11 protein-coding genes are annotated in these 12,848 nt (G+C 67.2%); 3 read left to right on the forward strand and 8 right to left on the reverse strand.

From position 1 onward, the window contains the following. Positions 1 to 134 precede the first annotated feature (134 nt). From ACH49N_RS19260 to ACH49N_RS19270, 3 genes are all read right to left on the reverse strand, one after another. Complete coding sequence (locus tag ACH49N_RS19260; RefSeq protein WP_109332690.1) at positions 135 to 2,108, reverse strand: VWA domain-containing protein; 1,974 nt, start codon at positions 2,106 to 2,108, stop codon at positions 135 to 137. Further along, entirely contained in the window at positions 2,108 to 3,493 is a 1,386-nt protein-coding gene (locus ACH49N_RS19265) for an ATP-binding protein (protein WP_159924929.1), read from the reverse strand. Before ACH49N_RS19265 ends, ACH49N_RS19260 begins: the two co-directional genes overlap by 1 nt. A 77-nt stretch (positions 3,494 to 3,570) precedes the next feature. Then, positions 3,571 to 3,888 carry a hypothetical protein gene (locus ACH49N_RS19270; RefSeq protein WP_159924927.1) on the reverse strand — a complete coding sequence of 106 codons (318 nt, stop codon included), beginning with the start codon at positions 3,886 to 3,888 and terminating at the stop codon, positions 3,571 to 3,573. Between the two features lie 186 nt (positions 3,889 to 4,074). Between ACH49N_RS19270 and ACH49N_RS19275 the strand changes: the two genes are divergently transcribed. Beyond that, positions 4,075 to 5,043 carry an alpha/beta fold hydrolase gene (locus ACH49N_RS19275; RefSeq protein WP_159924925.1) on the forward strand — a complete coding sequence of 323 codons (969 nt, stop codon included), beginning with the start codon at positions 4,075 to 4,077 and terminating at the stop codon, positions 5,041 to 5,043. On the opposite strand, the gene ACH49N_RS19280 is transcribed toward ACH49N_RS19275, so the two are convergent. Further along, positions 5,044 to 6,270 (reverse strand): N-acetylmuramoyl-L-alanine amidase, encoded by a 1,227-nt coding sequence (locus tag ACH49N_RS19280; protein WP_358273599.1) that lies wholly within the window; start codon positions 6,268 to 6,270, stop codon positions 5,044 to 5,046. 485 nt (positions 6,271 to 6,755) lie between these two features. On the opposite strand from ACH49N_RS19280, the gene ACH49N_RS19285 reads away from it, so the two are divergent. Then, positions 6,756 to 6,989 carry a hypothetical protein gene (locus tag ACH49N_RS19285; RefSeq protein WP_159924921.1) on the forward strand — a complete coding sequence of 78 codons (234 nt, stop codon included), beginning with the start codon at positions 6,756 to 6,758 and terminating at the stop codon, positions 6,987 to 6,989. A gap of 55 nt (positions 6,990 to 7,044) precedes the next feature. On the opposite strand, the gene purH is transcribed toward ACH49N_RS19285, so the two are convergent. The 4 genes from purH to ACH49N_RS19305 form a co-directional block, all read right to left on the reverse strand. After that, positions 7,045 to 8,601 carry a bifunctional phosphoribosylaminoimidazolecarboxamide formyltransferase/IMP cyclohydrolase gene (gene purH / locus ACH49N_RS19290; RefSeq protein ID WP_159924919.1) on the reverse strand — a complete coding sequence of 519 codons (1,557 nt, stop codon included), beginning with the start codon at positions 8,599 to 8,601 and terminating at the stop codon, positions 7,045 to 7,047. Beyond that, positions 8,594 to 9,277: a phosphoribosylglycinamide formyltransferase gene (gene purN / locus ACH49N_RS19295; RefSeq protein ID WP_109335303.1), complete on the reverse strand. Its 684-nt coding sequence runs from the start codon at positions 9,275 to 9,277 to the stop codon at positions 8,594 to 8,596. The genes purH and purN overlap by 8 nt, the downstream gene beginning before the upstream one ends. A 53-nt stretch (positions 9,278 to 9,330) precedes the next feature. Then, positions 9,331 to 10,860 carry a DUF6350 family protein gene (locus ACH49N_RS19300; protein WP_397504745.1) on the reverse strand — a complete coding sequence of 510 codons (1,530 nt, stop codon included), beginning with the start codon at positions 10,858 to 10,860 and terminating at the stop codon, positions 9,331 to 9,333. 105 nt (positions 10,861 to 10,965) lie between these two features. Further along, the gene (locus ACH49N_RS19305; protein WP_358273601.1) at positions 10,966 to 12,042 is read right to left on the reverse strand and encodes a DUF5336 domain-containing protein; all 1,077 of its coding nucleotides are present in this window, start codon (positions 12,040 to 12,042) and stop codon (positions 10,966 to 10,968) included. A 126-nt stretch (positions 12,043 to 12,168) separates the two neighbouring features. Between ACH49N_RS19305 and ACH49N_RS19310 the strand changes: the two genes are divergently transcribed. Further along, entirely contained in the window at positions 12,169 to 12,795 is a 627-nt protein-coding gene (locus tag ACH49N_RS19310; protein WP_358273603.1) for a YigZ family protein, read from the forward strand. Positions 12,796 to 12,848: the final 53 nt, after the last annotated feature.

The raw sequence follows: 12,848 nt of genomic DNA on the forward strand, positions 1-12,848 counted from the left end.
CGATATCCCTTGGCCACCAACACATTATCCAGGAAACCGCAGGTCACAGCATGTAGACACGCGGGCACCCCGACCCTCAATTTCGCAACAGCCCCCCCGCGGTTAACAAGTACTCACGGGCGGCGGAGCCGCACTCAGCGCCTGCGCCGCATGAAGTCGCTCACGACAGCCGCGCCGAGACCGTCCAAGCCGGGTGCGACCACCCGTCCCCCGACGCGTTCGGCCATCCGATCCACCACTCGCGCCAGTCCGGGGTCGTCGCCGAGCCGGAAGAAGGTCACACGGGCGCCGAGCCGAGCGAGGGTGTCGAGTTCGCGCACAGTGAGGCCCAGCGTGCGCGCGCTCGGCGGGTAGTCGAAGTACGCGAACCCGTCCGGCTCGAGGTGTGCCGTCGGCTCGCCGTCGGTGACGATCAGGACAACCGGCTGCGCATTCGGATGCCGACGCAGATGTCGCGCCGCGAGCAACAGCGCATGGTGGAGGTTCGTGCCCTGATCCCAGGCGCCGTCCAAGCCCGCCAGTTCCGACGGCGTCAGCACCTGCGCGTGACGGCCGAACGAGATCAGCTGCAGCTCGTCGCTGCGGAAACGCGTGCTGATCAGATGATTCAGTGCCAGCGCGGTGCGCTTCATGGGCACCCAGCGGCCTTCCATCACCATCGAGAAGGAGGTGTCCACGAGCAGCGCGACCGCCGCCTGCGACCGCTGCTCGGTTTCCATCACCTCCACGTCGGAGACGGACAACCGGACCGGGACGCGGGGTCGATCCGACACCTCGGCCGCCGCCCTCAGCACGGCGTTGGTCATCGTGCGGGTCACGTTCCACGGCTCGGTGTCCCCGAACGCCCATTCCCGGGACGCTCCCGTCGGCTCACCCATCGCGCCCGCACGCCGGGTTTCCCGCTGTCCCCCACGTGAGGACAGCTGCTGTGCCACATCCCGTAGCGCCGTCTGCCCGAGTTGCCGCATCGCCTTCGGGGACAGCCTCCATTGACCATCGGCACCGCGGTCGAAGAAACCCTGATCCCGCAACGCCTTCTCGAGGTCTGCCAGGGTCCGCGCGTCCGCGGCCGCCTCGTCACCGAGTTGCCGGGCCAGTGCCTCCGCGTCGATGTCGTCCAGTGCCGCCCCGGCGTACTGCTGCGACAGCTGTTCGGCGAGCGATTCGAGTTCCGCGATGTCCTGCAGGGCACCGGTCCCCTCGCCGAGTCCCATGCCCTGGTCGCCGCGGAACCGTTGCGAGCCCTGCCAGTCCTCGCCCGGCCGGGCGGCCTGCAAGTGCTGATCGAGCCGATCCAATTGTCCGATCAGGGACGGGTCGCCGAATGCCTGCTGGGCCAGCGCGTCCAGTTCGTCGCGTTGTTCCTGCGACAGCGAGTTCCGGAGACGCTGCGCGGCCGCTGCGCGCTGCGCCAGCGAATCGAGCAACTCCTCGACGTTGCGCGGGTTCTCGGGGAAGTACTCGCCGTGCTTGTTCATGAAATCGTCGAACTGTTCCTGCGTGTCCTCACCGCGGGCATGCTTGTCGAGTAGGTCGTTGAGATCGGTGAGCATGTCGCGAATGCGTTCGCGGTCTTCCTCCGTCGCACCTTCGAGGGCCTGTTTCATGCCCGCAAATCGCTGATCGAGCACCTCCCGGCCGAGGAGATCCCGGATCTTCTCGTAGTCTGCACGCGCCTCGGAGCTACGCCAGTCGTAGTCGGCCAACTCCTGCACGGCCTGCGCCGTCGACGGCGGTAGTTCCGCCAACCGCATTTCCGCGAACCGGGCGTCGTCGTCGAGTGCGCGGGCCAGCGCCTTGCGTTCCTCGAGAACAGCGTGGTCGAGGAGCTCCCGCACCTCTTCGAGGGTGCCGCTCAAATTGTTTCGTTTCAGCAGTTCCCGTCGGCGCCGATTGGCCTCGGCTGCCAGGTCGTCGAGTCCCCGCATATCGCGATTGCCACGCCGAAGCATTTCCCGCAACGCCTGACGCGGCGAACTGCCCGACAGCACGTCGTCGCCGATCGCGGCCAGGGCTTCCCTCAGGTCGATGGGCGGCGCAAGCGGATCACCGCCTTCGTACGGCCCGTACCGCGCGTTGTGCGACCCGCGCTCCGCTTTGCGGGTCATTACGAATACACCGTCTGGCCGTTGACGTCGGGGTTCTTGGAGATCCGGCGCGCCAGGTACAGCCCCTCGAGCGCGAACTCGGCGGCCGCGGCGCGTTCCCCATCCGATTCGGCGCCGAGCCGCTCGGCCAGTTCGTCCAGGACGTCGAGTTCGGGCAGCTCGTTCAGAAGCACCTTGGCGGTGATTCGCTCACCGGTGACGACGGGCTCACCCTGTTCGACGGCGGCAACCAACGGGGCCAGATCGATGCCGCCGAGCCTCGCCCGCACGGTGTCGGCCGTTGCCCGGCGCAGCAGGTGCTCGAGAACCTCGATCTCCCGCCCTTCCTCACCGGACTCGAATTCGACCTTGCCCCTGAGCACGTCGACGACGGTCTCGAGGTCTACCGGCCGCGCGACCGGGTCCGCCTCGCCGAGAACAGCTCCCCGATGGACCGCCGCGGCACTCACCGTCTCCGCCCCGGCCACCGCGAATCGCGCGGACACACCCGATCGCTGGTCGACCGACGTCGACTCGCGCAGCAGGCGGGTGAAGCGCGCCAGGATTTCGAGCAGATACTCGGGCACCTCGGCGAGGAGATGCGCTTCCTGAAGGATCACCTCGACCTCGTCGTCGAGATGGTTCGGATAGTGGGTGCGGATTTCGGCGCCGAACCGGTCCTTGAGCGGAGTGATGATGCGACCACGGTTGGTGTAGTCCTCCGGGTTCGCACTCGCCACCAGCAGAACATCCAGGGGAAGCCGCAGGGTGTACCCGCGAACCTGGATGTCCCGCTCCTCCATCACGTTGAGCAGCGACACCTGGATGCGCTCGGCGAGGTCGGGGAGTTCGTTGATGGCGACGATGCCGCGGTGAGCACGGGGCACCAATCCGAAATGAATGGTCTCGGGGTCACCGAGGCTGCGGCCTTCCGCCACCTTGACGGGGTCGACGTCGCCGACGAGGTCCGCCACCGAGGTGTCGGGCGTGGCGAGTTTCTCCGAATACCGTTCGCTGCGATGCCGCCACAGAACGGGCAGGGCGTCACCCAGTTCGCGTGCCCGACGGATAGAGGCCGGGGTGATGGGCTCATAGGGATGCTCCCCGAGTTCGGAACCGGCAATCACCGGAGTCCATTCGTCGAGGAGCAAATTGAGTGTGCGGAGCAGTCGTGTCTTGCCCTGTCCACGTTCGCCGAGGAGCACCACGTCGTGCCCGGCGATCAGGGCACGCTCGAGTTGCGGTGACACCGTCTCCTCGAACCCGACGATGCCGGGCCACGGATCACGTCCGTCACGCAAGGCCGCGAGCAGATTCTCGCGGATTTCTTCCTTGACGGTGCGTTGAACATGGCCCGACTCGCGGAGCTCGCCGAGTGTGGAAGGTCTCTGTTGCGATGACGTCACCACTCCAAGCTACGAGTGTTCGAGACAATCGGCACGCCTTGACGTGGCGAAGCGGCGAGATTTCGTCACACCCCGCGTCACGCGTACGCGGCCGAACCGACCGTCGCCACCCTGTCCAGCGCCTGCCAGGCGACGTCGTAACGCTTGCGTAGCACCTCGTCCGCGTCGGTGAGAAGGGCATCGAGCAGCGACCGCGGATCGTCTCGCCACGACTGGACCGCTTCGGCCACGGCACGGTTCCCGAACAACCCGGTACGGGCCAGGGCGAAGGCCCATTCGTCGACCTCCCCGCGATGAATGCGCTCGACGGCATCGCCGCGGAAGGCACCATCGACGAAATCGAGCGACAACAGGGCGGCGACATACCCACCCGTGTTCAGCTGTACGACGTTCATGGCGTGGCACCTTCCTGGAGTCGGATCTCGGCCCGGCGCAGCGCCGGCGGGATGTGCTGACCTGAACGCTATTCGCCGTTCTTGTGAGGACTGTGTTGCTTCTCTGAGAACTGGGGTCGGCTCCGCCTCACAGAAGTCGGCGCTTCCGCCTCGCGACCGTTCGTCCGGAACTGGTAGACAGTCCCCATGCCTGACGCCGAGATCACCTTCGAGAGCGGTGCCGTCACCTACTACGGCAGCCTGCGCACCCCCGAGCACACGACCCGGGCGGCCGCACCCGGGGCGCTCCTGCTCGCCGGTAGCGGACCCACCGATCGAAACGGTGACAGCGGCCTCCTTCCCGGCGACATCGGAACCCTCCGCTTTCTCGCTGATCTACTCGAGCAGCACGGCATCGTGAGCCTGCGCTACGACAAGATCGGCAGCGGGCGAACCGCTCTCGGCCCCTATGAGGTGGACGAGATCGGCGACCTCGGATTCACCACGTTCGTCGACGCCGCATCGGCGGGGCTGGACTTCCTCGCGGCGCAACCCGGTGTGGACCCGTCAAGGCTCATCGTTATCGGTCACAGCGACGGCGGACTCGTCGCCTTGGCGCTCGCCACCGCCATCGGCGAGAACCGGGTCCGTGCCGTGGGACTTCTGGAACCGCTCAGTGTCCGCCTCCTCGACCTGCTGACGACCCAGATCTCCGCCCAATTGGACACCGTTGTGGGCGCCGGGCAGTTGCCGGTGGAACTGGCGGACGAGCTCCGGCTTGCTCTGGCCGACACCGTGGAGTCGCTGCGCACCGACGGAACGATCCCCGACAACCTGCCCGAGCCACTGCAGAACGCGGGTCTGGTCCACGCCAACGCGAAAGCCCTCGCCGAGGAGGATGCGCTCGACCCTCGCACGCTCGCCGGCCGCCTCCCTGCCGGCTTCCCTGTTCTGACGAGCTGCTCGGCGAAGGACATCCAGGTGCAGGTGGCGGATGTCGATGGACTCGATGCCGCACTGGCGCACACTGCTCTCACGTCGGTGCGCATGGTGAACGCCAGCCATGTCCTCAAGGACGTCGGAAACCGCCCGTCCACAGGCCCCGATTACGTCGAGCCCCTCCCCTATTCGTCGGAGTTCGCCGAGCCGTTCAGCGCCTGGGTGGCCACCCTGTAGTCAGTTCGGCCGGACGTCGTTCAGCATCGCCATCAGTGTCCGGGCCAGATCGGAGACGAGCCCCAGGTTCTCGTTGTTCACCAGATCCTCCAGACCGTCCACTCCGTCGACCTCGAGAAGCGGTCGCAGCGTCTCGAGCAGCCGCGACAGTTCCGTCGATTCCCCGGCCGGCGCCGGTGCGGACGGCGTCGTGGTCGTCGGTGTCGCCACCTCGAGTGCACTGGTGGTCGTGGTCGGTGCCGTGGTCGTGGTCGTGGCAGATGCCGAGGTCGTAGCAGTCGTCGTGGTCGTGTCTTGCGCTGCCGCGGCCGATGGCGCCTTCGGTGTCGTGGTGGTGGTCGGCGACCCTGACGACGAGGGCGCAGTGGTGGTCGCGTCCGCTTTCGTGGTCGCGGCCGCCGACTGTACGGCGTCGATTTCGGACCCAACCGACGAACCGGTCAGCAAATACGTGACGATGCCCGTGGTGATCGCGATCGCGTGCTTCAACTGACCGTCGGCACTTTCGAGTTGGGCTGCATCCTCCGGATGGGAACCGTTACCCATCTCGACGAACACCAGTGGAACCTTCGTGAGCGCCGGTCCGGCCACGTCGCCGCGGGTCTGGATGCCGTCGACCACCCCCGCGTAATTGGCAGGGACGAACCCGTCGGCAACATAGGCGTCGCGCATCATTTTCGACGCTTCGAGGCCGCCCCCGGATTGGGCCGCGTTCGCCGCCTCGTCCGGTATCGGCAGGGTCGGGACGATCATGTGGAAGCCGTGTTTCCCGGCGTCCTCACCCGACGCCGTCGAGTCGGCATGAATACTCACGGCCACATCGGCGTTCGACTCGCTCGCCGCGCGCGCTCGTTCGTCGACGCATCCGCCCCAGCCGGTGTCGTTCTGCCTGCTCTGCACCACCGACGCGCCCAAGGTTTCGAGACTGCTCTTCACCAGCTGCGCCACATTCCAGTTGATCGTATGCTCCGGTACCCCGCCCAATGAGGTCATCCCACTCGTCTGGCAGTCCTTGGTTCCGCCTCGGCCGTCGTCGACCTGCCGGGTGAGGTCGTTCCCCTCGGCCGAACCTTGATGACCGGGGTCGAGGAAAACCGTGAGGTCGGCGAGTTCCGTGCCGGTCGCTGTCGGGGCCGGTTCCGGCTGCGCCGAGACATGGGCGGGAATGAGTACGGAGGCGCCGAGGACGCAGGCACCGAGGCCGGCCTTGATTGCAGTTCTGTTCATACCGGGGATGGGCGCGCACGTCGCAGTGCGGGCGCCACTCTCCTTCCACAGGTGCCACACGAGTCACATCAGCCCCGAGTGAAGCAGCTGCAACGAACGAATGTGATGCTCGAAACCGAATCGAGAGCAACCTGTGACCGAAGCGGCGAATCGCGAGAAGGTGAACAGCACGGCAACTCTGCACGAAAGATCGCTGCTCAGCTCGGCAGTGTGCGCGGCGGACCCGATAATGGAAGTGCACAACCCTCGATCGGTGCTGTACGGTCATCTACCAACCAGCAACGTCACGCAGAAAGGTACGGACATGATGCAGCTTCACGCGCTCTTCGCATCCGTACCCGCATGGCGTCACTGCACCGCCGACAAGCACATCTCCAAGTACGGCGCACCCCGAGAATGACGAGAATCCATCCAGTTCTTCTCGGGCACCCAGGGCAAACGCCTCGGGTGCCTTTTCTTTTACCCTTCACCTGCAGGAGCACTCCATGAAACTTCGGATCAACCAACTGTCCACCGAGCCCCCGTATCCAGGCCTGCCCGACGACCTCACCGGATACGCGGTCACGCTCGACCTGTCGCACTGCGACGCCGCGCACGAAGCGACCCTCGGCGAGCTGATCAGCGAGATCCGCAGCCGAGGCGCCGCACGCGTGGTCATCACCGGTTCGCCGCGCACACTCGAAGGCACCGGCCGGGGACACGCAGCCGCAGCGGCCTGACAACCACGAACGGGCCACGGCAGGAAGCCGAGGCCCGTTCGCGAAGTGCCGAACGCTAGTGCGCGAAGTGCCGCGCGCCCGTGAGATACATGGTGATACCGGCTTCCTTGGCGGCGTCGATCACCTCGTTGTCGCGGACCGAACCGCCCGGCTGCACCACAGCCTTGACGCCCGCGTTGGCGAGAACCTGCAAGCCGTCCGGGAACGGGAAGAACGCGTCGGACGCACCCACCGACCCGACGACCCGGTCGCCTGCACGCTGCACGGCCAGATGGGCGGAGTCGACACGGTTGACCTGACCCATTCCGACGCCGACCGACGCACCGTCGCTGGCCAGCAGAATGGCATTGGACTTGACGGAACGGCAAGCCCGCCAAGCGAACTCGAGATCCTTCAAGGTCTGCTCGTCGGCAGCGTCCCCGACCGCGAGAGTCCAGTTGGCGGGGTTGTCACCTTCGGCGTCGAGAACGTCCCGTTCCTGGAGCAGCGCTCCGCCGGACACCGGACGCAGCTCGATCCCGGTGGGGTTCGGCGCCTTCGCGAGAAGCACGCGAACGTTCTTCTTCCGCTGCAGCACACCGAGTGCGCCGTCTGCGTACGACGGCGCGATGATCACCTCGGTGAAGATTTCGGCAACCTGCTCCGCCATCTCCACGGTGACCTCACGGTTGGCGGCAATCACGCCGCCGTATGCGCTCACCGGATCACACGCGTGCGCCTTGCGGTGCGCCTCGGCGATGTCGCCGCCGACCGCGATGCCACACGGATTGGCGTGCTTGATGATCGCGACCGCGGGATCGCTGAAGTCGTAAGCGGCACGCCAGGCGGCGTCTCCGTCGGTGTAGTTGTTGTACGACATTTCCTTGCCGTGCAGTTGCTCCGCCTGAGCGAGGCCTGCGGAAGCGGCGGGGTTCACGTACAGCGCGGCGGCCTGGTGCGGGTTCTCGCCGTAGCGGAGCACCGCCGAACGGTCCCACGTGGCACCGGCCCACTCGGGGAACTGAGAGTCACCACTGTCGACCAGCGTGGACGTCATCCAGCTCGCCACGGCGACGTCGTACGACGCGGTGTGCTGGAATGCCTGAGCGGCGAGAGCGGTCCGCTCACCGAGCGTGAAACCGCCGCCGTCAACCGCCGCGAGCACGTCCTCGTAACGGGCGGGATCGACGACGACCGCAACCGACGGGTGGTTCTTCGCGGCAGCGCGGACCATCGACGGACCGCCGATGTCGATCTGCTCGACGCACTCGTCGGGAGTTGCACCCGAGGCGACCGTCTGGGTGAACGGGTAGAGGTTCACCACCACCAACTGGAACGCCTCGATGCCGAGTTCGTCGAGCTGGGCGAGATGCTCCGGCTTACGGGTGTCGGCGAGAACCCCGGCGTGCACCCGCGGGTGCAGGGTCTTGACCCGTCCTTCGAGGCACTCGGGGAACCCCGTGAGCGCCTCGACCGGCGTCACCGGAATACCGGCGTCGGCAATCTTCGCGGCCGTCGACCCGGTCGACACCAATTCGACACCCGCCTTGTGCAGGCCGGTAGCCAGCTCGACCAGACCGGTCTTGTCGTAGACGCTGACGAGCGCTCGGCGCACAGCCTTGCGTTCACTCACTGGGGATCACGGCCTTTCGTCCATCGGATACAACTCCACGGGTGGCGACAGCGGCGATGACATCCGCCAACAACCGTCGCTCCACAGTCTTGATTCGCTCGTGCAGGGTCGACTCGTCGTCGCCGTCGAGCACGGGCACGGGTTCCTGCGCGAGGATCGGGCCGGTGTCGACACCGGCGTCCACCAGGTGCACCGTCGACCCCGACACCTTGACGCCGTACGCCAGCGCATCGGGCACGGCGTGTGCACCGGGGAAGGCGGGCAGCAGCGCGGGGTGGGTGTTGATGATGCGGCCACCGAACCGGTCGAGGAAGGCCGGGCCGAGGATTTTCATGAAGCCCGCCGACACCACCAGCGACGGCTCGTGTGCCGCGACAGCCTCGGTGAGTGCCTTGTCCCACGACGCACGGTCCGGGTGGTCGCGCAGGCTCACGCGGAAGTGGGGAATGCCAGCTGCCTCCGCGTGGCGGATCGCGTCACAGTTCCGGTCGACGCCGACCGCCACGACGTCGGCGGGATATCCGCCGGTCCGGGAGGAGTCGATCAGCGACCTCAGCAGGGTGCCGGCACCGGATGCGAGTACGACGACCCGGGCCGGTGCCGTCGATGACGTCCCGGTCGCCGCCGTCGGCCTCAGGTGGTCACGCGAGGAAGTCAGCGCTCTACTCCTGAACAATCGAAAGGCTGGTGAAATCGAACGGGCGGTCGCATCGTCGACCGAGCAAGAGCCTAGTCGCTGGGGGTTGCGGACCCTCGGGGCAGGTCGCCTTCAGCTCCGTCATCCGCTTCGCCGGACGCATCCGATCCCGTAGTCGCCGGGTCTTCCTCCACCTCGGCGTCCACCACGACCTCGGCCTGGGCCTCGTCGTCCTCGGGTGCCGCGGCGCCTACCGGTGTCTCCGGATCCTCGACGAGCTCCGCGTCGATGACCCTCCCCGGAGCTTTACCCGCCGGAATGGGAGATGCATCGGGAACGGGAGCGGCGATGGCGGGCACATCTTCCTCGCCCGGGAGATGGGGTTCCTCCTCGTCGGTCGAGGCCTCGTCCGCGTCGTCGTCAGCGCCCCGCCCGCGGAACCACGCGATGACGACCGCGGTGATCGCTCCGACGAATCCCAGCCAGGCGAATGTCAGTCCGCCGAACACCCACCACGTGATCCGGACGGTGCCGAAGGCCCCCAGCTCACCGCCGGCGACCAGACCGAGAATGGCGGCTACCACACCCACACCCGCGGCCGCGGCCACCACCGTGAACAGGGCTTCCTGCCCGGCCACGCGCCGCCCGGAGTCGCGGCCGAGCATGACACCGATCAGCAGGGGAATCATCAGCAGAGCGGGCCAGGCACCGCCCGCGGCGCCGTCCGGAACGGCGCCGAGTACCGGCAACGGAGGCAGTGAGCCGCCCACATTCCCGAACACACTCACCGACACGTCCCCGATGTCCGCCGTGCCGCCCATCGCGGTGGCCGCCGCACCGATCACGACGTTGGGCAGGTACAGCACCGAGAGCACGGTCAGCCCGAGGAGGCCCACCACACCGTCGCCCCGCTCGAGCAGCCCACCGACCGTCGACCACTCCACCAGCAACGACACGGTGACCAGAGCGGCACCTGCACCGATAATCGCCGTGAATGCGCGCAGTCCCGGCCGCACCGCGTTCCGCGCCCATGCCGGAAGATCCGCAGACCACGTCGGCCACATCGTGACCGCAACCCCGAGCCCGGCGGCCAGCAGGTGCACGAACAACACCCAGCCGAACGCGGCGAGAGTATTCGGTGGCCACAACGCGATGACCGCCGATGCGTCCGCGATTACCGCCAGGCTGATCGCGGTGATGACCAAGGGGCCGCCCACTGCGGCTCCCACGACTCGGAGAACCCGGCGGCGCGACGACGCCACGTCGACGGCCCCGGCGCACCCGCGGGCGACAGCCCACACCATGCCCAGGGTCGGAATCAACGGAAGAACACCGAGCTCGGTGCCGTCGATGGTGACCGGAACCTGGTGAATCGCCAGCCACGACGCAGCGATCGCGCCGAACGTCCCGGTCAGGTCGCTGTTCGCGGCGACGAGCGTGACCACGACCAACGCCGACAGCAGAACGATCGTCACCGCCGCCGGCCGGAACGCCACCGCCAGCAACGCCCACGCCTCGTCGGGGTCCGGCACCCGGGCCTGCGGACCCCGCCCAGTTTCAGCGGATCGCCGCTCATCACCTCGTGCGGCCCTGCGCTGAACACGATCAACCAAAGAACTCATCCCCTCGAGAGTGGCACCTCGGCGCCACGACCGCAGTCAGGCGCGCCGCACAGAAGTGGCCTCCGACCATGGGCGGTCGAAGGCCATCTGCTTGGTTCTGTCCCGTTACTTGTCGTCCCGGTCGGAACGGGTGTCGAAGGCCTGGGTCTGTGCACCCTGGCCCTCGGACTCGGACGACTCACCCGTGTCGGCATGCTGCGACTCGGAACGCGACTGCTCGCCGTACTCCAGGGTGCGCTCCACCGGCGACGATCCGGACTGCGCGCCGTAGGCCGGGGCGGCGTGCTGGGCCGAACCGTAACTGGTGCCCGCCGGTCCCGTCGGGTACTGCGAGGCGGGGGTTGCGCCCGGCTGCGAATACCCCTGGTACTGCGGCTGCTGATATGCGGTCGTCGGAGCGTCGTACGGCGCCGACCCTGCCCCATAGCCCTGCTGCTGCCCGTAGCCCTGACCGTAACCGGACTGGCCTGGCGAAGACTGCGTCTGGCCGGGCTGTTGCTGACCGGGCTGGCCCTGCGGACCGAAGCCCTGCTGGCCGTACGGAGACTGACCCGACTGCCCGTATCCCGGCTGCGGCTGACCGCCCTGCGGACCGAAGCCCTGCGGACCGCTGTACCCCTGTGAAGGCTGCTGACCGTAGCCCTGCGACGGCTGCCCGTAGGACTGTTGCCCGCCCTGGCCGTAGCCGCCCTGCCCGGACTGGCCGAAAGCACCAGCGGCCGAAGGACTGCGGACCGGCTGCTTCACGATGCCGATGTCGAACAGCAGCGCAGCGACCGCCAGTGCCGACTGAATGAATCCCAGCACAAGGATCAAGATGGCGCCCCAACCCGAATCGGCGTCGAAGTTGAGGAAGATGAGCAGGGCGAGAACCCAGCCAGAGATGGACGCCGCCGCCGCGGCACCCGCATAGTTCTGTTTGGGGAGAAGAGATACCGCAGCCAGCAGACCGCCGAGGAACAGCAGCCCGAGACCGTGCGACCCCGCCTCGAAGGAATTGAGCGGTTCGCTGACGACGGTGACGTACGGGGCGAACCCGAACAGCAGGTTCAGCAACCCGAGAACGGCGACACCGATCAGGAGGAAGAAGCCCAGGCCTTTGGAATCTCCCTCTGCATTCTCCTGCGCTGCATTCTGTTGCGCGGGCGGACCGTAGCTCGGTCCGCCGGGCGGGAACGTCATGACTTCTCCTCGTCGACAAGTGGTCGTCTGCGTGCGCTCTTCCGACGCTAGCCTACGTATACCCGTCGGTCACTGCCCTCGGTAGCGGCCCACACCGCCGGGTACGGCGCGGGAGACAATGGGTCGATGCCGTACACGCTCGCTCCCCGCGCTACCGATCTCACCGTCGAAACGGAGATCAAGCATTCCCGCTTCATCGCGGCCCTGCGGCGAGTGGAGGATGCAGAATCGGCACAGGATTTCGTGCAGTCGCAGCGCCGCGCGTATCCCGATGCGCGGCATCATTGTTCCGCCTACATTGTCGGGAACGGACCCAGTGAACGGCTCGAGCGTTCGAGTGACGACGGAGAACCCGGCGGAACGGCGGGGATACCCATGCTGCAGGTCCTGCGGACACGGGACCTCGTCGACGTCGCAGTGGTGGTCACACGATATTTCGGCGGAATCAAACTGGGGGCGGGCGGACTGGTCCGCGCGTATTCGGGCGCGGTGGCCGCGGCGATCGACGCCTCACGCCTCGTGGCACGGGAGCGTCGACAACTTCACACGCTGGCAACTCGTCATGCCGACGCGGGTCGGGTGGAGTCGGAACTGCGGATGCGCGGCGTGGTGGTCGTGGAGACGACGTACGGAGAAGAGGCGGTACTCACGCTCGCGGCCCGCGATTCGGAGGACTTGGCGAATCTGGTCGCGGAAGTCACGGCAGGCGCGGGAACACTTCATCCGGCCGGGGAGATCTGGATAGACACCTAGCCGCCCGTGCGCCTTTTTGGTAGTTGGAGCTACCAAAAAGGCGCACGGGCGCG

The sequence above is a fragment of the Rhodococcus sp. NPDC019647 genome (assembly GCF_044389235.1).
GTDB lineage: Bacteria > Actinomycetota > Actinomycetes > Mycobacteriales > Mycobacteriaceae > Rhodococcus_F > Rhodococcus_F oxybenzonivorans.